This window comes from Exiguobacterium profundum (assembly GCF_001909285.1).
Lineage (GTDB): Bacteria > Bacillota > Bacilli > Exiguobacteriales > Exiguobacteriaceae > Exiguobacterium > Exiguobacterium profundum.
In genome coordinates, this window is record NZ_MRSV01000001.1 from 1,908,823 (window position 1) to 1,929,894 (window position 21,072).

At 45.9% G+C, this 21,072-nt stretch carries 21 protein-coding genes, 1 tRNA gene and 1 pseudogene; 11 read left to right on the forward strand and 12 right to left on the reverse strand.

The window, feature by feature from the left end; all coding sequences use genetic code 11:
- Nucleotides 1–60 precede the first annotated feature (60 nt).
- The 3 genes from BBB58_RS09905 to BBB58_RS09915 all read right to left on the reverse strand — a co-directional run bounded on the left by BBB58_RS09905 (nucleotide 61) and on the right by BBB58_RS09915 (nucleotide 2,489).
- Entirely contained in the window at nucleotides 61–1,014 is a 954-nt protein-coding gene (locus BBB58_RS09905; RefSeq protein WP_074037066.1) for a LacI family DNA-binding transcriptional regulator, read from the reverse strand.
- 47 nt (nucleotides 1,015–1,061) lie between these two features.
- On the reverse strand, nucleotides 1,062–1,538 hold the full coding sequence (locus BBB58_RS09910) for a GNAT family N-acetyltransferase (RefSeq protein WP_074037067.1): 477 nt from the start codon (nucleotides 1,536–1,538) through the stop codon (nucleotides 1,062–1,064).
- An 87-nt stretch (nucleotides 1,539–1,625) separates the two neighbouring features.
- Nucleotides 1,626–2,489 (reverse strand): cation diffusion facilitator family transporter, encoded by an 864-nt coding sequence (locus BBB58_RS09915; protein ID WP_074037068.1) that lies wholly within the window; start codon nucleotides 2,487–2,489, stop codon nucleotides 1,626–1,628.
- Between the two features lie 181 nt (nucleotides 2,490–2,670).
- Between BBB58_RS09915 and BBB58_RS09920 the strand changes: the two genes are divergently transcribed.
- From BBB58_RS09920 to BBB58_RS09940, 5 genes are all read left to right on the forward strand, one after another.
- Nucleotides 2,671–2,982, forward strand: a complete 312-nt coding sequence (locus BBB58_RS09920) for a hypothetical protein (RefSeq protein ID WP_012726238.1) — start codon at nucleotides 2,671–2,673, stop codon at nucleotides 2,980–2,982.
- Between the two features lie 40 nt (nucleotides 2,983–3,022).
- Nucleotides 3,023–3,814, forward strand: coding sequence for a class I SAM-dependent methyltransferase (locus BBB58_RS09925; RefSeq protein WP_074037069.1), 792 nt, complete (start codon nucleotides 3,023–3,025; stop codon nucleotides 3,812–3,814).
- Between the two features lie 153 nt (nucleotides 3,815–3,967).
- A complete protein-coding gene (locus BBB58_RS09930) occupies nucleotides 3,968–6,346 on the forward strand; it encodes an immune inhibitor A domain-containing protein (protein ID WP_439097895.1) in 2,379 nt (792 codons plus the stop codon).
- 107 nt (nucleotides 6,347–6,453) lie between these two features.
- Nucleotides 6,454–6,524 (forward strand) — tRNA-Thr (locus tag BBB58_RS09935).
- 328 nt (nucleotides 6,525–6,852) lie between these two features.
- The gene (locus BBB58_RS09940; RefSeq protein ID WP_074037071.1) at nucleotides 6,853–7,548 is read left to right on the forward strand and encodes a queuosine precursor transporter; all 696 of its coding nucleotides are present in this window, start codon (nucleotides 6,853–6,855) and stop codon (nucleotides 7,546–7,548) included.
- A 38-nt stretch (nucleotides 7,549–7,586) separates the two neighbouring features.
- Here BBB58_RS09940 and BBB58_RS09945 read toward each other — a convergent pair whose 3' ends face one another.
- Nucleotides 7,587–7,835, reverse strand: coding sequence for a hypothetical protein (locus tag BBB58_RS09945; protein WP_074037072.1), 249 nt, complete (start codon nucleotides 7,833–7,835; stop codon nucleotides 7,587–7,589).
- Nucleotides 7,836–8,087: 252 nt separating this feature from the next.
- Between BBB58_RS09945 and BBB58_RS09950 the strand changes: the two genes are divergently transcribed.
- From BBB58_RS09950 to BBB58_RS09960, 3 genes are all read left to right on the forward strand, one after another.
- Entirely contained in the window at nucleotides 8,088–8,339 is a 252-nt protein-coding gene (locus tag BBB58_RS09950) for a PilZ domain-containing protein (protein WP_244150729.1), read from the forward strand.
- Nucleotides 8,340–8,423: 84 nt separating this feature from the next.
- The gene (locus BBB58_RS09955; protein ID WP_074037073.1) at nucleotides 8,424–9,065 is read left to right on the forward strand and encodes a hypothetical protein; all 642 of its coding nucleotides are present in this window, start codon (nucleotides 8,424–8,426) and stop codon (nucleotides 9,063–9,065) included.
- Between the two features lie 63 nt (nucleotides 9,066–9,128).
- The gene (locus tag BBB58_RS09960) at nucleotides 9,129–9,401 is read left to right on the forward strand and encodes a hypothetical protein (RefSeq protein ID WP_074037074.1); all 273 of its coding nucleotides are present in this window, start codon (nucleotides 9,129–9,131) and stop codon (nucleotides 9,399–9,401) included.
- Between the two features lie 62 nt (nucleotides 9,402–9,463).
- On the opposite strand, the gene BBB58_RS15590 is transcribed toward BBB58_RS09960, so the two are convergent.
- The 3 genes and pseudogenes from BBB58_RS15590 to BBB58_RS15645 all read right to left on the reverse strand — a co-directional run.
- Complete coding sequence (locus BBB58_RS15590; protein ID WP_255541905.1) at nucleotides 9,464–9,592, reverse strand: hypothetical protein; 129 nt, start codon at nucleotides 9,590–9,592, stop codon at nucleotides 9,464–9,466.
- Between the two features lie 60 nt (nucleotides 9,593–9,652).
- Nucleotides 9,653–10,228, reverse strand: coding sequence for a cation transporting ATPase C-terminal domain-containing protein (locus BBB58_RS15640; protein WP_369126281.1), 576 nt, complete (start codon nucleotides 10,226–10,228; stop codon nucleotides 9,653–9,655).
- Nucleotides 10,211–12,316 (reverse strand): annotated as a pseudogene (locus tag BBB58_RS15645) (HAD-IC family P-type ATPase); the annotation flags it as partial. The pseudogene BBB58_RS15645 and the gene BBB58_RS15640, both read right to left, overlap by 18 nt.
- Before the next feature lie 259 nt (nucleotides 12,317–12,575).
- Here BBB58_RS15645 and BBB58_RS09970 point away from each other — a divergent pair.
- Nucleotides 12,576–13,610 (forward strand): PTS sugar transporter subunit IIC, encoded by a 1,035-nt coding sequence (locus BBB58_RS09970; RefSeq protein WP_074037075.1) that lies wholly within the window; start codon nucleotides 12,576–12,578, stop codon nucleotides 13,608–13,610.
- 171 nt (nucleotides 13,611–13,781) lie between these two features.
- Here the strand turns inward: BBB58_RS09970 and BBB58_RS09975 are convergent, their stop codons facing one another.
- The 3 genes from BBB58_RS09975 to BBB58_RS09985 all read right to left on the reverse strand — a co-directional run bounded on the left by BBB58_RS09975 (nucleotide 13,782) and on the right by BBB58_RS09985 (nucleotide 15,830).
- The gene (locus tag BBB58_RS09975; protein ID WP_074037076.1) at nucleotides 13,782–14,777 is read right to left on the reverse strand and encodes a Gfo/Idh/MocA family oxidoreductase; all 996 of its coding nucleotides are present in this window, start codon (nucleotides 14,775–14,777) and stop codon (nucleotides 13,782–13,784) included.
- 55 nt (nucleotides 14,778–14,832) lie between these two features.
- Complete coding sequence (locus BBB58_RS09980; RefSeq protein WP_074037077.1) at nucleotides 14,833–15,321, reverse strand: GNAT family N-acetyltransferase; 489 nt, start codon at nucleotides 15,319–15,321, stop codon at nucleotides 14,833–14,835.
- A gap of 74 nt (nucleotides 15,322–15,395) precedes the next feature.
- Entirely contained in the window at nucleotides 15,396–15,830 is a 435-nt protein-coding gene (locus BBB58_RS09985) for an OsmC family protein (protein WP_074037078.1), read from the reverse strand.
- 85 nt (nucleotides 15,831–15,915) lie between these two features.
- Between BBB58_RS09985 and cls the strand changes: the two genes are divergently transcribed.
- Complete coding sequence (cls, locus tag BBB58_RS09990; protein WP_031423806.1) at nucleotides 15,916–17,379, forward strand: cardiolipin synthase; 1,464 nt, start codon at nucleotides 15,916–15,918, stop codon at nucleotides 17,377–17,379.
- Nucleotides 17,380–17,420: 41 nt separating this feature from the next.
- Here the strand turns inward: cls and BBB58_RS09995 are convergent, their stop codons facing one another.
- Nucleotides 17,421–19,394, reverse strand: a complete 1,974-nt coding sequence (locus BBB58_RS09995; protein WP_074037079.1) for a methyl-accepting chemotaxis protein — start codon at nucleotides 19,392–19,394, stop codon at nucleotides 17,421–17,423.
- Nucleotides 19,395–19,627: 233 nt separating this feature from the next.
- Here BBB58_RS09995 and BBB58_RS10000 point away from each other — a divergent pair, with 233 nt between their 5' ends.
- Nucleotides 19,628–20,263 (forward strand): peroxiredoxin-like family protein, encoded by a 636-nt coding sequence (locus BBB58_RS10000; protein WP_074037080.1) that lies wholly within the window; start codon nucleotides 19,628–19,630, stop codon nucleotides 20,261–20,263.
- 48 nt (nucleotides 20,264–20,311) lie between these two features.
- Here BBB58_RS10000 and BBB58_RS10005 read toward each other — a convergent pair whose 3' ends face one another.
- On the reverse strand, nucleotides 20,312–20,842 hold the full coding sequence (locus BBB58_RS10005) for a GNAT family N-acetyltransferase (RefSeq protein WP_074037081.1): 531 nt from the start codon (nucleotides 20,840–20,842) through the stop codon (nucleotides 20,312–20,314).
- Nucleotides 20,843–21,072: the final 230 nt, after the last annotated feature.

A 21,072-nucleotide genomic window follows, 5' to 3' on the forward strand; every position in this document is an offset into this window, starting at 1 on the left:
TTCCGCAACACAAATGTAAACGATTTAATTCAACTTGTCAACGCTTTCGCGCACTTTTAATTAAAAAATTGTGAACGTTTTCATTGGGACGTGTTCACCGTGTAAGAGCTGTAGCATCATGTCGGCAGCTTTCGCACCAGTTCGGCGATAAGGAAGGTGTACCGTCGTGATGGATGGATGCAGGACTTCCGTGAAATCATATCCTCCAAATCCACTGACAGAGACATCTCTTGGGACAGAGACCCCTTGATTCGCTAATCCTTTCAAGACGCCTAACGCAATGTTGTCGGTCGCACAAACAATCAACGAAACAGTGCCGACATCATTCGCCAACTGTTCACCGATTGGAATGGCGTCCTCAATCTTAAACGTCGTTTGAATGACTTTGACATTTGCCTCCGATTCTTGAAACGCCTTCAAAAATCCGTCACGGCGTGCTTGACCGACCGCGATATCCGATTCATACACCCCGACATAGACAACGTTTCGATGCCCCCACTCCGTGAATCGTGTACCGAGCGCATATGCCGCTTCATGGTCCGGATAGACGAGACTATGCACATTGTCATGTTGTTGTCCAATCAATAAGACCGGGATTTGAATCGCCTCAATCGCCTCAAGGTGGCGTTCCGTGACCGTCGTCCCAAGCCAGATGATCCCGGCGACTTTTTGTTTGGCCAAATTGTATAGCTGTTCGATTTCTCGTTCCGTCTGTTGTGCTGTATTGACGACGAGCATTTGATATCCTCGTTCCGTGAGCTGTTCATCAATCCCCATCATCGTCCGTGAGGCGGCATACGAATCGAGCCGTGGAACGATGACCCCAATCATCTTCGTCTGTTTCGACTTGAGACTTTGCGCGAACTGATTCGGCTCATAGTTCGTATCTCGAATGACCCGGTCGAGTTTTTCCCTTGTTGCCTTTCCGACCGATCCACCGTTCAGATAGCGTGAGACCGTACTTTTGGCGACACCAGCGAGCTCCGCAATGTCTTTAATGGTGACTTGCTTCATCCTTACCCCTCCATATGAAAAAAGCTGACGTGCGAGACGCCGTCAGCTTAATGGTTTACCACATATCGTTTCTTAAAATTTAAATAATACAGACCGTTCCGCTTTTCGAACCCGTTCTGAATAAGAACATGATGCATCTCTTGTTGATGTGGGCTCGTCGGTGGGATGCCAGCCCGGACTGTTTGTCCATCCATCAATTTTGAGTCCAGTAAGGCAAGACGCACACCTTCTGTCGCATATCCTTTGTTTTTGTACGCATCGAACACCATCAGGTCGAGTTGGTATACGCGGGCAAGCTTGAGTAACAAGACTTTACCGACCAGTTTGTCATCGACCATCAAGTCGTAATAGAAGTCTTCTCCATAACTATGCTCTTCTGCGTGATAAAGTTGCTCCGCCCCCATTTCCTCGAGGATCCCTTTTAACTCTTCAGCAGAAACGCCATATGCACTTTCTCCGTATTTTTGAAAGTGTTCATATTCAATCTCATCAATCTGGCGAATAGGTTGACGCACGATGTTCATCCCGTGCCCTCCTTAACTAGTAGTTCAATATCTGTCTGCGCTTATTATAAACGAATCCCTTCATGAAGCGCAAAAGATAACCGAACATCAAACCGGTTCGATATGAATATGCACCGAATCGACCGCATGCTCTTCATCTAGTTTCCGTTCGATATCGTCACACAATTCATGGGCCGCGTCCACAGTCAAATCGCCATCGACTGCAATCGTCACATCGAGCATCACGTGATTCCCAAGATGACGCCCTTTGATTTCCCGAACTTCTTTCACACGCTCAAATTGTTCAATCGTCTCCTCATAGGACTCGACGAGGTGCGGAGGGAACCCGTCAGAAAGCTGATGGGTGGCATCTAAAAAGATTTGGATCGCTGTCCGGATGATCATGCCGGCAATCACAATTGCTAAGACCGTGTCCATCCAGGGCAGTTGGAAATAAGCAAATAGCACACCAAGTGTGGCTCCGACTGAAATCATCGCATCGGCCAAGTTGTCTTTCGCCGCCGCTTTAAGTGCCAATGACTTTGTTTTTCTCGCGAGGTTCAAGTTGAACCGATACACCCCGAACATGACGAGCGCACTGACGAAGGCGACGACCGCTGCCAACGGGTTCGGTTCGGTATACTCGCCCCCAATTAAGTTCGATAGACTGTTTAAGAAGACGAAAATACCGACCGCAATCATGATTAATGAAGCGATGAGAGCAGAGATTGTCTCCATTTTCGCATGACCATATTTATGCTCGGCATCCCGTGGCAATGCAGCCACCCGAATGCCAATATAGACCGCGACCGATGCGATAATATCCGTCGTATTGTTGAATCCATCGGCTAGGACCGCTTCAGATTCAAATAAGTACCCGAAGAATACTTTTAGTATAGATAAGATCAAATATGCCGTAATCGACACAATCGCTCCTTTGAGCGCTTTTGGTGGATGATTTGTCGTTTCCATCCGCCCACCTCCTTATTAGCTCAGTTAGTATAGCAGGTGAACTTCGTGTGGGGATAGAGAAACAATGTTTCTTACAGCCAAAATAAATGGAATATATTCCCGGTAGTTTCGTTTAACTAATTTTATGGTAAAGTAAACAGGAAGAGACCTTAGGGTTAAACCGCAAAAAGAGGTGAAACAGATGTTTACAGAACGTGATGGGATTAAATTACGATTGGAACAAATTGACAGATTGTTAATCGATTTGAATCGCGAGGCAAAGCAATTGATGGCACGTCTCCGCGAATTAGATGCTTCTGGCGAAAATCCGCACGAAGTATCTCTGAAACCTGAAGAACGTGATACGTTGAAGTCGTCAATCGATGAAACGCTTGAAGCGCTTCAAAGCCGTTCAAAACGTCCGATGAACGTGAACGATGAGAAGAAGAAAGAACTCGCTTCTCATAAAGCACTTATCGATGAATTATCAGACTTACTCAGTAAGAAAAAATGAGACGCAACTGCGTCTCATTTTTTATGAAGGAGCCCGGATTATGTATATTGTCACTACTTGTTTGCGCCCTACAGATGATGTCTTGTCTCGAGCGCATACGCATGCCACAGAATACAAGATGAAATTTGTCGACCGACGCAAACTTTCCATTGATGAGTTGAAGAAACGTCATCAACAAGGTGTACTTATCTTTGATAAACGACGTGTCGAGTTCACACCTTTGCATAGTACAGAGCCGTTCTTTTTTCACCCATCGTTCTCCGTCTTTCGGGTAAAGCAACTGAGCCGAGGTGGATCAGATCCACTCATTAATGCCATGCAAGCAAATCCAGGTGATCATGTTCTAGATTGTACACTCGGACTCGGCTCGGACAGTATCGTCATGAGCCATGTCGTCGGTTCAACCGGTAAAGTAATTGGCCTTGAGAGTCAATTCATTACGGCACAGCTCGTCCGGGAAGGCATGTCCGTATGGGTCGAAAAAGATGAGCAGGTCAATGAGGCGATGCGACGCATTGAGGTCGTTCACTCCAACTCTCTCGACTATTTAAAAACGTGTGCGGATAATTCGTTTGATTGTATTTACTTTGATCCGATGTTTGAAAAGACGATTTCAGAATCGGTTCATCTGAACCCACTTCGCACAATCGCCGACACCTCCCCTCTCACGCAAGAATTGATTACCGAAGCAACACGAGTAGCTATGAAACGAATTGTCTTGAAGGCGCATTTTGAGAGCGATACCTTTGAACGGTACGGTTTCACTCACATAAAACGTAAAACGTCGAAGTTCCATTACGGATATATCGACCTAGAGTCTAAGTCTATTTAGTCAAATTGAACTAAATAGGTCTTTAGACTCCTTTTTTGTTTTTTATTTTCTGAATATTGACATTAATCAGACACAAAGAGTACATTTACAACAAGCTCACACATTTTCCCATTATTTTTTAACAGGAGGTTCACAAAAAAAAAAAAACGTTCCATCCGTCGAACGACACTCGCGGCTCTCATGACATCTGCCATGACAGTCAGTATCGTTCCGGCAGCTGGTGCTGCACCCCTCTCGGTTGCACCATCGGTTCCGACAACGAGCGAGCTCGCTCCGTTCGACCACAACATCATCGATGAAGAGCGTCTCGCGAAAGCTCTCGAGAAACGTGGCGTCATCAAAAAAGGATTGTCCGCATCTGAACGCATGAAAGCAGTCGATGCGTATATCGCGAAAAAGCAAGGTGAAGCGAAAGATCCACATAAGCACGACGACAAAGTGAACGAGAAGGCTTCGAAAGCAAAAGAGAAGATACATACTCAATTCGAAAAGGAATCAAAACGAATTCTTGATAAAGAAAAAAAAGGGCAAGGGAATTACCGTAAAGGGAAACCGAACGGTCAAGTAAAAGTATCTCCTGCCCAGCAATCTGCATACAACGGTTCGGTACGTGAAGATAAAGTCCTCGTTCTCCTCGTCGAGTACAGCGACTTCAAACACAATAACATCATCCAAGAGCCGGGCTATATGTACAGCGATAACTTCAGTAAAGAACATTACGAAAAGTATATGTTCGGTGATCAACAATTTGAACTCTTTAACGGTGAAAAGGTCCAAACGTTCAAACAATACTATGAAGAACAATCAGGCGGCAGTTATACGGTCGATGGTGAGGTTTCGGAGTGGCTGACCGTTCCGGGAACCGCGAAAGACTATGGAGCTGACAAAGGTGATGGCGGACATGATAACGTCGGACCGGGACCTCGTCAACTCGTCAAAGATGCGTTGAATGCTGCGGTCGCATCTGGAATCGATTTGAAAGAACATGACCAATACGATCTATACGATTTGGATGGAGACGGTGACTTCAATGAGCCGGACGGTCTCGTTGACCACTTGATGATCATCCACGCTGGGACTGGCCAAGAAGCTGGTGGCGGTGCGCTCGGTGACGATGCGGTATGGTCACATCGCTGGGTTCTTGATGGTGTTTACCCAGTAGCCAATACAGAAGCTGCAGTTCCTTACTGGGGCGGAAAAATGGCTGCATATGATTACACGATTCAACCTGAAGATGGTGCGGTCGGCGTTTTCGCACACGAGTTCGGACATGACCTCGGTCTTCCAGATGAGTACGATACGCAGTACACAGGTCAAGGCGAACCGGTACAATCATGGTCGATCATGAGTGGCGGTAGCTGGGCTGGTAAAGTGGCTGGTACGGAGCCAACAAGCTTCTCACCACAAAACAAAGAATACTTCCAAAAAATCATGGGTGGAAACTGGGCAAACATCACAGAAGTCGACCTTGAAGACATCAACTCTCAAGGGTTCGTCGCACAACTCGACCAATCTGTGACGAAATCAAACAATCCAGGCATTGTCAAAGTCAACCTTCCTGATAAGAAGATTAAAGGAATCGAACCAGCTTATGGCGATCGCTACTATTACTCGACAAAAGGTGACGACATCCATACTGAGATGGCAACACCAGCTGTGAAACTCGGTGCGGACGGAGTCCTCGCATTCGATTCATTCTATGAAGTCGAATCGGACTATGATTACTTGTACATCAAAGCCCTTAGCGGTGGTCAAGAAGTCGTTCTCGATGTATTCGGTGACGACGTCAACGGTGCAAACGAAGCGGGCTACCCTGCTGAGACGACGAACGGTGCATGGGTCAACAAATCATACGACCTCTCACAATTCGCTGGACAAGATGTTCAAATCGTCTTTGAATACGTGACAGACGGCGGTGTCGCCATGAAAGGCTTCGCAGTCGACAACTTGTCAATCAAATCAGAATCAGCAACACTCTTCGCAGATGATGCGGAAGGCGCTGAAGCCGTGACGCTTGATGGATTCGTCTCTTCAGACGGATACGATTCAAAACCACACTATTACTACCTCGAATGGCGTAACCACGCTGGGTCGGATATGGGTCTTCTCAACGGCCGCGGCGTGAAATACAACACAGGTCTCGTCGTGTGGTACGGTGATGACTCGTACACAGACAACTGGGTCGGTGTCCACCCTGGTGAAGGGTTCCTCGGTGTCGTCGATTCACATCCTGAAGCGCTCATCGGTAACTTGAACGGTCAACAAACAGTCGCAGGTAGTACACGTTACCAAATTGCTGATGCGGCGTTCAGTCTCGATAAGACGCTCGCTTGGTATATTGATTCACCGAGTCGTGGCGTGTATGATTACAAAGCACAGCCTGGCGTGAAGCAGTTCAATGATGCAAACTCTTACATCAACTCGCTCATTCCAGATGCAGGACGCAAACTTCCGCAATACGGTCTCGTCATTGACGTAGTCGGTGAAGCGAAAGACAACTCTGCAGGTGCCGTTTGGATCCGTACAAAATAAACATGTAACATTCGACCTCCAGTCTTCCTTTATCGAAGATTGGAGGTCTTATTATTCTAAAAAAGCTTGAAAACGACGAATAATCTGTGTAACATAGTTGGTGTAACGCCTCTGTAGGTTAGTGGCAGACCTCAGCAATGGTAATGCTGCAGCACGAGTTCGATTCTCGTCGGAGGCATCAGAAATATCGCTTAACGAAGCGGTTTAGAGCACTTCCTGTTTATGACAGGAGGTGCTTTCTTTTTGGTGTGGCACAGAAATGGCACAGTTTTCGTTTTTTTCATGTCTCTTCCTACGATTTGTAGAATCGTTTTTTATTTTGTCGAACGATTGCACTTCACAGGGTATTTCCACTAGCACTTTTTTGATATACAATAAGGTTTTATAATTTACAGTGTTTACTTAAGTGGACCCTCTCCCTCCCCCCTCACCTTGACATCATTTCCGTTCCTCTATAAACTTGAAAAGTTGAAATCATTGAATAGTTAGAGGAAGGAGCATGATTCATGCTAAACGAATGGTTATGGATTCCTTCTGCCATCCTTACACTCGGACTACTCGTCCTCAGTTACAAGTTATTCGGACGAGTCGGCTTATATGCTTGGATTGCAATGGCTTCGGTCGTTGCAAACATCCAAGTCACGCAACAGATTGTAATTGGCGGATACATTTTCACGCTCGGTAACATCGTTTACGGTTCGCTCTACTTGGCAACCGATATTTTGAACGAAAAACATGGGCGAACGGCTGCCCGTAAAGGCGTATGGCTCGGATTTTTCATCTTGATCGTCTCAACGGTACTCATGCAATACGCACTGTTATATGAGCCGTTTGAAGAGGCACTGTTCATGCACGAAAGCTTCGAGGCACTCTTCTCGATGCTGCCATTGATCACACTCGGTAGCCTTGCTGCCTATTTGGTCTCTCAATTGTTCGATGTCTTCGTCTATTCGAAGATTCGCGCAAAAACTGGCGAGAAGAAGCTTTGGCTTCGTACGACAGGTTCGACCGTCTTATCTCAACTGATTGATACGTTCACGTTCTGCATCATCGCATTCTGGGGAATGGAATGGGACATTTGGTGGAATATCTTTATCACGACATACGTGGCGAAGTTTGTGATCGCGTGGATGGCGACACCGTTTATGTATTACGCAAAACGAACAAATCCACAAGACGAAACCGAACAGGATGCAGCATAAAGAAAAGCCGTAACTTCAACATGAAGTTACGGCTTTTCTTATAGTCGTTCAATCTGGATACGCACAGCATACGGACGAGCTTCTTCAATCGACGCCGACTCTCGACAGACGGTAATCGCTTTGAATGCATCAATCGCAACCGCCTCGATGGTATGATCGTTCGTTTCGACTTCAAGAATGGTATAAGCAGGTAAGCGCTCGAGTTTAACCCACTCCCCGTTACGTTTTTTTTCATAGTTGACTGGTGTTTGAATCGAGTAACGTCGGAGTAAATCATGTACATTCATCTGATCTCCTCCCTATTCAAATCGTACAATCATTATAGAAAACGCTTTCACATTTGTAAAGCGAGTACACTATAATTTTATACAATCTTCCACTTCATTTTAAATTCAATTTTGCCGATAAAAGAAGTAAAGAAATGGGGTGAATTGATGCGTTATCGCCGACAGGAGACGTTCCGCTATATCCTACCGAATCCCCGTACCATCCCTTATCGACTTGTATAGAAAGAAAAAGAACTCTATGATGGGGAAGGATTGCTTCTCAATGTAAGTTCTCATGGATTAAAATTGCGATCGGACTACCTCTTCCCGCTCTCTGATGATTTACAGGTCCATTTTCTTTTCGACCTCGTTCCGACGCTTCAACCGATCGAACTCATGGGACATGTCAGACACCGTGGCCAAACAGGCTCGCTGTATGATTATGGGATCATGCTTGATGTGAAGGCTGACGAAACTCAGCAACTCGTCACGATGATTAAAACGTATGCACGTGAAAATAAATGAGAACATGCGTCAGGCATCTTCTCATTTTTTCGTGTCTTTTAAAGAGGGTATACTACAACTATCAATCATTGACGAGGTGTTCGTATGACAAGAAAATTCTTATTGATTCCTTGGGGACTGGCAATTGCATTCGCCGTCATCGGTCCAAATGTCCCGTTTGACGGACGCTTTCTTCTCGATTTTGTGACTTATAATACCGATGCGTACGAAGGCTATTCTCTATCGCTCTTTAGTATCTTAGGGGTGTTTCCCCTGGCGATGTTTCCACTTCTTTGGTCAGAAGTGAATCAGCTCAAACCGAATCCACTCATCGCCGCTGTCACCAGTTTTTTCGTTGGGGGATTTCTACTCGCTCCTTATTTGGCTTTTGCGAGACAGTCACCTTATCCGACCCCGGTCAAACCGCTGCCGACCCGTATCCTCGGCGTTGTGCTTTTACTGGTGACAATCGGGTTGTTCATCGCTGCAGCCAATACCGGAAATGTTGCTGAATACTGGTCATATGTGGAGAACAATCAATTTGTTCGAACGATGACCGTTGATTTCTTCTTGTTGGCATTCATTCAAATCACGTTAATGAATCGGGACGCGAAACGCTATAAAATGAGTTTATGGCCGCTCCCTTACATCCCGTTGTTCGGTCTCATTTTTTGGCTCATGTTTCGTCATCAAAAACCGTTCAACGAAGCACCTCCAAAGCGTGAACGGGCTGAAATGAAACATTGAGCACCCATTTTTCATCAAAAATTGCTATACTAGAAATTAGTTTTTAATGAAGGAGACCATCACATGCGTTATTTCCAAGTCACTTCTTACGTGACTGTCAAGAATGAAGAGCTCGAATTCAATGAATATGTAAAAGTTCCAAACCAAAAAGTCGATCAATTTTTGAAAGACACATTGGAACTAGATTTATACGATGACCAAGTGACATTGCGCGAATGTGTTGTCGAAAAAGGGAAATGGGAATGCCCAGTCGGTGATTTTGTCATCACGGAGCATATGAACGAGAAGACATTCAATCGGCTACAAAACAGCCGCTCTGTAAAGTCAACATCATAAACCAACTCAAAAAGATCCTGCTAGCTCATTGTGCTAGCAGGATCTTTTGACTGTTACACGATTTATTCGTTAGATTCTTCCTCTGGATCAGGGTCAGGATGCTGTGTCGGAGCCGGTTTTTTCGCCGGATCCGACTCGTCATCCGGTAGCGGATCCGGGTGAACCCCTGGTTGTGATTCGTCACGCTTCATCGTATCCCTCCTTCATGTTTACTCCACTTGTTTATCCTTTTTTCACATGAATGAAACGTATCAGTGTATATTCCGGTTGCCGATGACACGTCTGGAGATCGCCTTTTCAATTTCAACGATGATAAAGACGACGGCACCAAATGCAACAGGATAAATCCAATCTTCCCACGTTAATGGAGCGGTACCGAATAACGTATGCATAAACGGTACGTACGTGATGAACAATTGTAGGGCAATGAGTAAAGCTGATACGAGAAACGCAATCTTATTGTCAAAGAAATGACGGTTGAATGCTGGTGCCAACTCCGTACGACAGTTATACAAGTGGAAGAGCTGGGCCATGACGATGGCATTCAAGGTGATGGTTTGTAATTTCTCGGTCGAGTAGTCGAAATCCCCCAGCATATAGTTGATCCATAAACTACCGCCCCCGATAATAATTGAAACGAAGGTGACGCGGAAAATATAGTATCGGCTGAGTAGCGGCACATTGGCCGGACGTGGCGGTCGTTTCATCGTACTCTCTTCGAGTGGTTCGAAAGCGATTGCTAAGGAGAGGGTAATCGCGACAACCATGTTGACCCATAAAATCTGCACAGGACTGAGCGGTGCAGCCGCTCCGAGCAAGATACTCATTGCCACAAGCAACGCTTGACCTCCGTTTGTCGGAAGCAAGAAGAGAATGGTTTTCTTCAGGTTATCGTACACCCGTCGTCCTTCTCGTACGGCGTTATAGATCGTTTTGAAGTTGTCATCGACAAGAACCATCTGAGATGCTTCTTTCGCTACTTCCGTCCCTTTAATCCCCATTGCCACACCAATGTCAGCACGTTTTAAGGCAGGTGCGTCGTTCACACCATCTCCTGTCATCGATGTAATCAGTCCGTTCTCTTGCAATCCTTTGACGAGACGAAGCTTGTCGTTAGGGCTGGTCCGTGCGAATACATCGTTATGAACGGAAGCCTCTTTGATTTCTTCATCTGTCATATCTGTCAATTCACGACCTTCGAGGGCGCCTTCCACTTCCATGCCCAGTTCTTTTGCAATCGCGACAGCGGTATCTTTATGATCACCCGTGATCATTTTAATTCGGATTCCAGCATCACGACACGCGGCAACCGCATCGATGGCCTCTTGTCGAGGTGGGTCGACGATTCCAAATAAGCCGAGGAAAGTCAGACCATCTTCAACATCCTCATGGTCGATTGACGCTTTTGAACTGTCGACACGTTTTAGACCAGCACCGAGAACGCGTTGACCGCGGTCGGCAATCTCTTTTCGTTTTTCATCCCAATAGTCTTGTTTAAAGTCTTCAGACGACGCCATATCAAAGAGTCGGTCCGGCGCCCCTTTGAAAAAAATCATTCGCTCCCCTTTGTAATCGACGAGCGTCGCCATGTATTTATATTCAGAATCGAACGGAATCTTCGAGATAACTTTTAAACGTTCAATTGGGCGTTCAGCTTTCTCAGCGACCGTCAACAGACAAGCCTCTGTCGGATCGCCGTTGATGACCCAGTCGCCGTCTTCTTCATTCAACTGAGAATCGTTACACGTCTTCCCGACGGTTAACAGGTCAATCATGGATTCATCATCATCCAAGTCAAACGGTTGACCATTCAATTCGAGATCTCCATTCGGAGCATATCCGCTACCCGAGACTTCGATATCATGGTTCGCTGTCACGATTTGTTTGACCGTCATCTCATTCTTCGTCAACGTACCCGTCTTATCCGTACAAATGACAGATACAGCACCAAGCGTTTCGACAGATGGTAAACTTCGAACAATCGCTTTTTGTTCAGCCATATTCCGGACACCAAGTGCCAAAATGATAGAGATGACGGCAGGCAACCCTTCAGGAATCGCCGCAACGGCAAGACCGATTGTCGTCAGCATCAATTCGACCGGCTCATAATCTCGTAAAAAGTAACCGAACGCATAAATCACGACGGAGATGATTAAGATGGCGATGGACACCGTTTGACCAAACTTTGTTGTTTGACGAATCAGAGGGGTTTTGACGGTCTGGACTTCTGAGATTGAAGCGTTGATTTGACCGAGTTCCGTACCTTCACCGATGGCCGTCACGATGGCTTTGGCACTTCCCGTCGCGACACTCGTGCCCGAGTACACCATGTTTTTTCGGTCAGCTTACACCGCGTCTTCTTTCACGACGTCCGATTTTTTCTCGACAGTCGTCGCTTCTCCGGTTAACGCCGATTCCTCAACCTTAAATTTTTCAGCTTGAACGACACGGGCATCGGCCGGCACTTTATCTCCGGCAGCAAGTACAAGGACATCCCCCACGACCAGGTCACTTGAATCAATCTCAGATTGCTTGCCGTTTCGAACGATGGTCGCCTTTGTTTCTAATAATTTTTTGATTCTTTTTAGCGCTTCTTCTGCCTTATTTTCTTGAAGGTATCCGACGACGCCGATAATCGTGACGACTAAAACGATGACGATCGTATCGATGTACTCCCCTAAGAATCCTGTGACGACGGCAGCCGCTAATAAGACGTACACGAGAACATCATTGAATTGTCTTAGAAATTTTATAATTTCAGGGGTTTTCTCTTTCTCCGGCAATACGTTTTTGCCGAATTCGTCTTGACGACTTGTGACACTTTCTGTTGTAAGACCTGATTCAAGATCAGTCTCCACATGGGTTCGCACCTCATCTACTTCGAGCGCATGCCACGGTCTGTCTTCGTTCTGCATGATTCATCCTCCTCGACCAATACTTTTTGAAAAGTCTTTCCCCTATCTGTTCCCAATCTCATGCGGCTCGACACGTGCAAACTTGTAGAATTGATGTCATTTTTCAAAGAAAACTCTTTCTTGATTTGGAATTTCTAATTGTAACCGGTATCATTGTTCAATTTTAATTTTTCTTTTGAATATGGCTTTACAGAAGTCTTTCTATGCATGAATATAGAATAAATTATGAATAAATAGAGATAGAAAGAAGGAAGAGTTTATGGTCATTATTCAAGGAATCGCACTTTTACTGCTCATCCTCGCCTTGTTCACATTATTTAGTTACAAGGCGCCTTTTGGAATGAAGGCGATGGGAGCATTGGCCGGTGCTGCAATCGCGAGTTTCCTCGTCGAAGCGTTCAACGCGTACGCAATCGGCGGATTGCTGCCACTTCCTCTTTATGAAGAAGTAGGTCAAGCGGCTGGCGCTTTGTCAGGTCCTGCCGCTGCGGCTCTTGTCGCCATCGCACTTGGAATCAACCCCGTCTATAGTTTGATGATCGGGTTGTCTGTATCGGGATTCGGAATCCTTCCTGGCTTTTTTGCAGGATATTTTTTGGCTTTGGCTGGCACTCGAATCAATCGCTATCTGCCGACCGGCGTCGATATGATTTTTTACGTCATCGTGATGGCACCGCTCGCCCGTCTCGTCGCGACAGGGGTAGACCCACTCGTGACAAACACACTTGAACAGATTGGAGCTGTCATCGAACTGGCAGCAACACAAAATCCGGTTGTCATGGGTCTCGTCTTAGGAGGGATCGTCACGGTCGTATCGACGTCGCCTCTCAGTTCGATGGCCTTGACGGCGATGCTTGGTTTGACAGGTGTACCGATGGCAATTGCCGCGCTTGCGTTGACTGCGTCCATTTCAATGAATTACTTGTTATTCCGTCAATTGAAAATCGGAACAAAGAAAGATCAGCTTTCTGTCGCCATCGAACCGTTGACGCAAGCTGATCTCATTTCCGCTAACCCAATTCCAATTTACAGTGTCAACTTTGTCGGTGGAGCCATCGCCGGGTTGATTGTCGCCATGACCGGTATGATCAACGATGCACCGGGTTCGGCAGCCGGGATTCCGGGACTTCTTGTCATGTATGGTTTCAACGATTGGCAAACAGTCACCTTCACAGCCGTTGTACTGTTCATCCTCGGAATCGGTTTTGGCTTGATCGGAAGTCGTTTGTTCAAAAATTTCCCGATTGTCCGTCATACGGAAAAAGTCGAATCGACAGAAGAAGATGCAGCCTAATCAAAAAATCGATGCACGTTCGAACGAATTGTTCGGCGGCATCGATTTTTTATTATGACTCGTATGATTGTTCTTACAATAGAAAAGTGTCGACACGTTCACAAAGAAATCATCGCACGTTCTTTCCAATTGTGAATTGATCACCGTTGAGTAAAAAAAAAAAAAAGCGTGTCAATCTACCGTGATGACAGTTCCTGTCTCACTGGATTGACGAGCAAGTTCAATCAAGCGGGTTGTCAATGTTGCATCCTTTAAAGAAACGACTGGTTGTCGTATCTCATAACTATGGGCTAACTGTTGATAATACGACAAATAGCTCCCTTTCTCGATTTGAATCGATGCAACCTCTTCTTTCGATAATACGCCAGTCTCTAATAAATCACTTTCTAACTTGCCATGCTTCAGAGCCTCTTCTTGAGGATCAAGTCCATATTTCACGAAACTTCCATGCGTGCCGTGCACTTCAAACCGAGGTGTTTCTCCAGCGATGAACGGGTTCGAACGAAGGTATACTCGCTTTTCACCATAATAGAATGTCAGATGGAACCCATCATCGGATTGTCCGCCATCCCGTTGAATCATCACATCTGCTTGAATACGATCTGGCTTTCCAAACAAGGCGAGAGTTTGATCAATCAGATGACTTCCTAAGTCGAATAAAATACCTGAACCGGGTCCTGCATTTTCACGCCACCGGTCACGTACATTCGGACGGAAACGATCAAATCGAGATTCAACCACCTTCCAGTCTCCTATTTCATTCGAATCAAGTAACGACTTAACTGTCAAGAAGTCTCCGTCGTAACGACGGTTTTGATAAACGTTGACGATGCCCTTCGATTTCGCTTCAAGTTCCATCAACTCATATCCTTCTTCCGTTGTCAGAAATGCTGGTTTTTCTACGAGCACATCTTTTCCTGCCTCGAGACAGGCAACAATCATCTCTTTATGTAAATGCGACGGTGTCGTGATGACATATAGAGAAGCATCCGATTGAAGCGCCTCGTCTAATGTCGTATATACCGTGGCATCAGGTAATTCAGCCTGCACTTGTTCCGGGCGCGATGACACGACCCCACTCACTTCAAATGAATCGATGGCCTTTAAGAACGGCAAATGGAACGTGTTTGCCGAGAATCCGAATCCTACCAAAATGGTTCTAATCATATAAACCCCTCCTTTTCGCTTTCGTTATTATATCAAAAAAAGGGTCTAATGACCCTTATGCACTCATGCTCTCATCTAATCTGTACTCGAACGTATTGTACCCGTTTCGTGAATCGACAAAGACGAAACCGAAACGTGGATAGTAATCATTTAAAAATTCATTGTCAGCGACACAATCAAGACGAATTGGTTCCTCTTCATCGGCTTCCTCTAAGACATGCTCCATGAGTTGCTGTCCGACACCTTGCCCTTTTAGTTTTTCGCTGACGACTATTCGATGGATATATTGTCCACGCTCACTGTCGTCCCATAAGTCATCATCCCACTCATCTGGAGGTAACAATGCGATTGAAGCTAAAATTTGTTGGTCATCTTCAAAGACATATACACTGCCTTCAGCAATGTCAGTGCGCACACGCTTTACGAGGTCCTGTTCCAAATATTCGGTCCATTGGTCGCTTCCTTGTTCATTTAGCGCTACGGCTCGTTGTTCGATTAGGTTCGCGATGTGTTTAGCATCGCGCTTCGTCGCGAGTCGAATCATAACGTCCTCCTTTAGTCATACAGTATTTGAAATACAAATATAACGGAGAACAACATGCCTTTCAACCATCTTGCTCACTCGTGAAAATCAAACGGAGTGACGTCTCCATCGTTCAATTGATAACTATACGTCAACGTTGCATTGAGGCTATGCGATACAGAACAATATCGCTCAACGGACAACTCGATGGCACGCCGAACTCGTTCTTCCGATAACTCGCCTTTCAGGATATACAAGATGTGAATGGCTGTAAAGCGTTTCGGATGATCGGTCGCCCGCACCCCATCGATTTTCATTTCGAATGCTTCAATTGGCTGGCGCATCTTATGCAGAATCGACACGATATCGATTCCTGTACAGGATGCGGTCGCGTGAAGCAACATTTCTGTCGGACGAGGGCCTGTATCGAGCCCACCGACATCATCCGCCGCATCAAGGATTACCGTGTGTCCTGATGGCGTATGTGTTTCAAACGCCATCCCTTTCTTCCATACGACTTCCATGTTCATCATCTTCTCCCCCTATTTCATTTGATAGCATCCTATTCCCTCATTTGATGTATGATTAAGCTATGAATCGATTATAAAGGGGTGTATGTCGTTGGATTGGTCTATGATTTTCAGTTGGGGACTTTATATCGTCCTCGGGTTAAACATGTTGTTCGCACTCGCCGTCATCTTCGCCGAAAGACGTGACGTCGGCGCGACCTGGGCCTGGCTTCTTGTCCTGTTTTTCTTACCAGTGCTCGGCTTTATCGTCTATCTCTTCCTAGGGCGACAACTTAAGAAGGATAACTTCTATAATTTAAGTGTAGAAGAACGTTCCTTCCATTCGCTTCAAGTCGAAGCGCAACTTGAACAAATTCATACGCGCCAAACCCAGCTCGCGCAGCCGCTGTTTGAAAAGTATGACCAACTGCTTCAAATGAACTTACGATCTTCTAAATCGTTGATCAGTGTACATAACCGTTCCCTCATCTTGCACGACGGCGAACAAAAGTTCAAAGCGTTGATGGATGACATTCGCTCGGCCGAGACGGAGATCAATATTCAATATTACATCATCCAGCGTGACGCTCTCGGTCAGGCACTGTTGAAAGAGTTGATCGAGCGTGCGAAAGCCGGTGTCAAAGTTCGACTCCTCTACGATGCGGTCGGCTCACGTAGTCTTCGGAACTCGGACTTTAAAGAGTTGATTGCGAACGATGGCGAGGTGCGTGTCTTCTTCCCACCAACACTCGGGATTATCAACTTCAAGTTGAACAACCGAAATCACCGAAAGGTCGTCATCATCGATGGGAAAATCGGCTATGTCGGTGGATTCAATGTCGGTACCGAGTATTTAGGTTTAGTCGAAAAATTTGGCTATTGGCGTGACACGCACCTGCGTGTCGAAGGAGATGTCGTTTACAATTTACAACACCGATTCATATTGGACTGGAATTATTCTGGTCACCGTAAACATGATCCTGAAAATGCCTTCTGCTTTGCGCGACATGACATTAAAGAAAATTCTCCGATGCAAATCGTCACGAGTGGACCAAACTCGGATACGGAACATTTGAAGAATATGATGATCAAGATGATCATGTCCGCCAAACGACGGGTCGTCATTCAAACGCCATACTTCATTCCAGACACGAGTTTTATGGACGCTTGCAAAATGGCACTCCATTCTGGCGTTCAGATGGATATCATGATCCCTGGAAAACCGGACCATCCATTCGTCATGTGGGCGTCCCTCTCGTTCCTTGGGGAACTCCTCGACTACGGGGCAAACGTCTATCTGTATGATGAAGGGTTTCTCCACGCGAAGACGCTCGTCGTCGATGATGAGATCGCGACCGTCGGGACGACAAATTTGGACGCTCGAAGCTTCCGTCTCAATTTTGAAGTGAACGCACTCATCTATGATGAGCGGGTCGCCCTCGAACTCGTTTCTTTATTCGAGACCGATACGGCGGTCAGTCGCACCTATACAGTGGAAGATTATGAATCTCGTAAATGGACGGTACGCGCCCGTGAAGGGGTGTCACGCCTTCTTAGTCCGATCCTATAAAAAAACATGAGGCAGAGCGCTCCGCTCTGCCTCATTGTCGTTTACAGTTTGAACCGCGAAACGAGGTCTTGTAACTCCTCGGCCATGGTCGCGAGTGCTTTTGCTGACTGTGATACTTCTTCAATCGATCTCAATTGATCATCGGTCGTCGCCGCCACTTGCTTCGAGACGCTCGAATTCTCATCGGCGATGTCGGCGATTTGTGATGCCGTCGCTGCCACTTCCTGAACGTTCGCCGCAATCTCCTCGACGGTTGCGGTCACGTCTTCAATCCGTGGTGTCATCGCGACTGTCCGCTCCTTGATTTTCTCGAAACGGTCTGCCGTCATCTCAGATGACGCCAACCCGGCTTTCGTATGAGTAGATACTTCCTGCATCAACTGTACAGACTGTTCCGTCTCATGCTTGATTCGATCAATCAACGCCGCAATTTGTTTCGTCGACTGTTGTGACTGTTCTGCTAGTTTACGCACCTCGCTCGCAACGACCGCGAATCCTTTGCCGTTCTCACCCGCACGTGCCGCTTCAATGGCAGCGTTCAATGCTAACAGGTTCGTCTGTTCAGCGATTCCATTGATGACCGTGACGATTTCTCCAATTTCGTTAGAGCGATGTGCCAATGAGTGAATGACGCCCTCGAATGTCACGACAGACGCATCGATCGCCTGCATCTGCTTCACGTTCTCTTTCACGGTCGTCGAACCGTCTTCCGCTTCATTTGAGGTTTCGCGTGAAAGTTCAGACACGTCCATTGAACTCTCTGAGATTCGCATGATGCCCGATGTGATCGCTTGGAGCGATGTCGCATTGTCGTCAAGTTGTCGCTTCGAGCCATCGGCACTGACTGCCATTTGATCAACTGCACGGGCAATCTGTTCTGATGAGGCGGTATTGTGTGCCGAGTTGGCCATCAATTCTTGAGACGAGGCGGCAACTTGACTGATTGAATCATCTAGACGGAGTAACACTAGGCGAAGTGAATCGCTCATTTCATTAAAACTCTCTGAGACAAGCCCGATTTCGTCGTTCGATAAGACGGTAATCGGCTCCGTCAAATCTCCTGATTTGATTCGTTCTGCTCCTTCTGTCAATAAACGCAACGGACGCAAGATTGAACGGAGAACGAAGTAGAGAAGAATGGCTGCAATCCCGAACATTCCGATGATGACGAATCCAGTCGTCCAAAGAATGCCGACCGTCTCGTCTTGAATCTCACCGTCATATAACGTACCGGCAATCTTCCATCCGGTGATTGGGTTCGTCACGAATGCTTTCTCCACACCTTCCCCATTCTCCGATACAGACAGAGTCCCTTCTTCCTTGGCAAAGAGCGAATCTGTCCAAGATTCATCAATCTTTTCACCGACAGCCGTCGACGGATGAATGACGACTTGTTCTGCCTGGTCGAAGATGGCAACGTATCCTTCTTTCCCGATTTGAATGGTGGATGCCACTTCAGCGATATCGTTCACATCGACGTCAACGGCGACCACACCACTACCGTCTGAAGTCTTCTTCGAAACCGTGATCATCATTTTTTGAGAGGCGGTATCGACGTACGGATTCGTGATGGCAACATCTTGTCCACTTGCTTCAGCCGCTTCATACCATGGACGAGTGCGTGGGTCATATCCTTCTGGCAATTCTTGTTCAGGATAGATCGTCATCGTGCCTTCTGCTGAAGCAAAGTAAATGTTCGTCACTTTTGGATGTGTCTCCAAATACTCGGTAAACTTCTCCGCTAACGCTTGATTCGCTTCTCCCTCTTCATAAATGGAACTATCAATCCGATTCGCAAAAAACGAGATGTCCGTTTGAATCGGTTCGATGAGGTTCGTGACCTCATTGTTCATCCGGTCTACCCCCGAATTGGCGGACTGGATCATTTGAGACTCGATTTTACCTTTCGCCTGCGAATAGGCGACGATTCCAATCAATGTGGCTGGAATAATCAATAATAGAACGGATAAGACAATCAATTTTTGTTTTTTTTTAATCGTGCGCTTCTGTTTCATAAAACATCTCCTAACCCGAATAAAATGTTCAAGCGAGTTCGATGAGTCGAATCCCCCTTGGGTTATTCATCATATCGGTCAAAAGTCATCAAATCTGAAGAATTGATTGAATTATTCGAAAATTATTTTTCGCAAACTGAAATGGAGTTTCACCGTTGTGTTCGATTGAACAAATCATACTATTCGTATTTAGTTAAAATTTGAGTTACCATATCGGAAAAGGGGGTCAAATGATGAATTCATTATTGGAAGAAATCAAATCCTATAAAAATCAGTTCAAACAAAATGCACCTGCCGAGAAGCAACGATTGATGGCTCAGGCGACACAAGAATTGAGAGACTCCGGAATTGCGTCAGGGTTAACAGTCGGGGATCAAGCGCCGATGTTTGAATTGCCTCAAGCGGATGGGACAGCAGTCGATTTGAAAACACTGCTTGAAAATGGACCTGTCATCGTCACATTTTACCGTGGTGGATGGTGTCCATATTGTAACCTCGAACTCCGCGCTTACCAGCGCGAATTGGCAATGATTCAAAAAAAAGGAGCGACTCTTGTCGCCATCAGTCCTGAGACGCCGGATTATTCCCTTTCGACGAAAGAGAAGAACGAACTTGATTTTTACGTGCTGAGTGATGTCGGCAATAATGTCGCACGTCAATTCGATCTCGTGTTTGACATGCCGGATTACTTGATTGACATTTATAAAGCCTCGGGATTAAATGTCGATGCACATAATGGGAACGAGGATTGGCAGTTGCCGAAACCGGCCACGTTCATCATCCAATCCGATGGGACGATTTCGTTCAGTGATGTGCCTTCTGACTATACAGAACGTATCGACCCTAAAACGGTTATTGAAAAATTGTAAAAAAAGGAGATGACACGCGTCATCTCCTTTTCTATTCACTTATTCCGTTTATTGTCTTACAAACTCCTCGTGTAACATCGCGTACACCATGCTATCGGTCCATTCATTCTTATTCCAATAGTCTTTCAAGAAATGAGCTTCTTTTCTCATTCCAACCCGTTCACATAAATTCTGGGAAGCTACATTTCTGGCGTCGAGATTAGCTTGTACCCGATGTAGATTGAGCTTCGCAAACAACTCCCCTAGCAATCCGCTCACTGCCTCCGTCGCATATCCTTTTTCTGAATGTGAATCAGAAAAACAATACCCGATCTCTACCGTATCTTTCATACCCGTGTACCAAACCGTGAGATCCCCAATTACTTCATCTTGATGTACGACTGCTAGATTCAACGTACTAGTCTCGGTAAGAGTAGAATTCGTTAGTTTTTTAGCAAATATTTCATTCCTGTTTTCAGACGTCCATGGCTCATGCAAAAGATATCTGCATATTTCTGGTTTTCTATACATTTTGAATGTAGCTTCCAAGTCTTTCTCCATAAATGGTCTGATTTCTAGACGCTCAGTGGTAAATTTCACGTCGACTCCTCCCTTACATTTGATTGCAATCTCCCCATGAAACTCTCCTGCGGTTCACGACCTATGAGGACATGATAAATTGCTCCACTCGCTTGAGAAGTGTTTCAAGTAGCCGAAGTGACTGGTATGTGTTACCTGTGTACTCGAAACTATGATTCATCTGCTCAACAATCTCGAGTTCAGTCAATGTTAGTTGTTCGAAATGCTGGATTCGTTCTAGTACATAATGT

Bases quoted from the DNA above. Each gene is read 5' to 3' on its own strand.
- BBB58_RS09955 (WP_074037073.1), top strand. From the start codon at position 8,424: ATGACAAGAAAATTCTTATTGATTCCTTGGGGACTGGCAATTGCATTC.
- BBB58_RS09940 (WP_074037071.1), top strand. From the start codon at position 6,853: ATGCTAAACGAATGGTTATGGATTCCTTCTGCCATCCTTACACTCGGA.
- BBB58_RS15590 (WP_255541905.1), bottom strand. From the start codon at position 9,592: ATGAAGCGTGACGAATCACAACCAGGGGTTCACCCGGATCCGCTACCG.
- BBB58_RS09920 (WP_012726238.1), top strand. From the start codon at position 2,671: ATGTTTACAGAACGTGATGGGATTAAATTACGATTGGAACAAATTGAC.
- BBB58_RS09910 (WP_074037067.1), bottom strand. From the start codon at position 1,538: ATGAACATCGTGCGTCAACCTATTCGCCAGATTGATGAGATTGAATAT.
- BBB58_RS15640 (WP_369126281.1), bottom strand. From the start codon at position 10,228: ATGAGTATCTTGCTCGGAGCGGCTGCACCGCTCAGTCCTGTGCAGATT.
- BBB58_RS09925 (WP_074037069.1), top strand. From the start codon at position 3,023: ATGTATATTGTCACTACTTGTTTGCGCCCTACAGATGATGTCTTGTCT.
- BBB58_RS09905 (WP_074037066.1), bottom strand. From the start codon at position 1,014: ATGAAGCAAGTCACCATTAAAGACATTGCGGAGCTCGCTGGTGTCGCC.
- BBB58_RS09980 (WP_074037077.1), bottom strand. From the start codon at position 15,321: ATGATTCGACTCGCGACGAAGCGCGATGCTAAACACATCGCGAACCTA.
- BBB58_RS09915 (WP_074037068.1), bottom strand. From the start codon at position 2,489: ATGGAAACGACAAATCATCCACCAAAAGCGCTCAAAGGAGCGATTGTG.
- BBB58_RS09975 (WP_074037076.1), bottom strand. From the start codon at position 14,777: ATGATTAGAACCATTTTGGTAGGATTCGGATTCTCGGCAAACACGTTC.
- BBB58_RS09945 (WP_074037072.1), bottom strand. From the start codon at position 7,835: ATGAATGTACATGATTTACTCCGACGTTACTCGATTCAAACACCAGTC.
- BBB58_RS09960 (WP_074037074.1), top strand. From the start codon at position 9,129: ATGCGTTATTTCCAAGTCACTTCTTACGTGACTGTCAAGAATGAAGAG.
- BBB58_RS10000 (WP_074037080.1), top strand. From the start codon at position 19,628: ATGAATTCATTATTGGAAGAAATCAAATCCTATAAAAATCAGTTCAAA.
- BBB58_RS09985 (WP_074037078.1), bottom strand. From the start codon at position 15,830: ATGAACATGGAAGTCGTATGGAAGAAAGGGATGGCGTTTGAAACACAT.
- BBB58_RS09970 (WP_074037075.1), top strand. From the start codon at position 12,576: ATGGTCATTATTCAAGGAATCGCACTTTTACTGCTCATCCTCGCCTTG.
- BBB58_RS09995 (WP_074037079.1), bottom strand. From the start codon at position 19,394: ATGAAACAGAAGCGCACGATTAAAAAAAAACAAAAATTGATTGTCTTA.
- cls (WP_031423806.1), top strand. From the start codon at position 15,916: ATGTCGTTGGATTGGTCTATGATTTTCAGTTGGGGACTTTATATCGTC.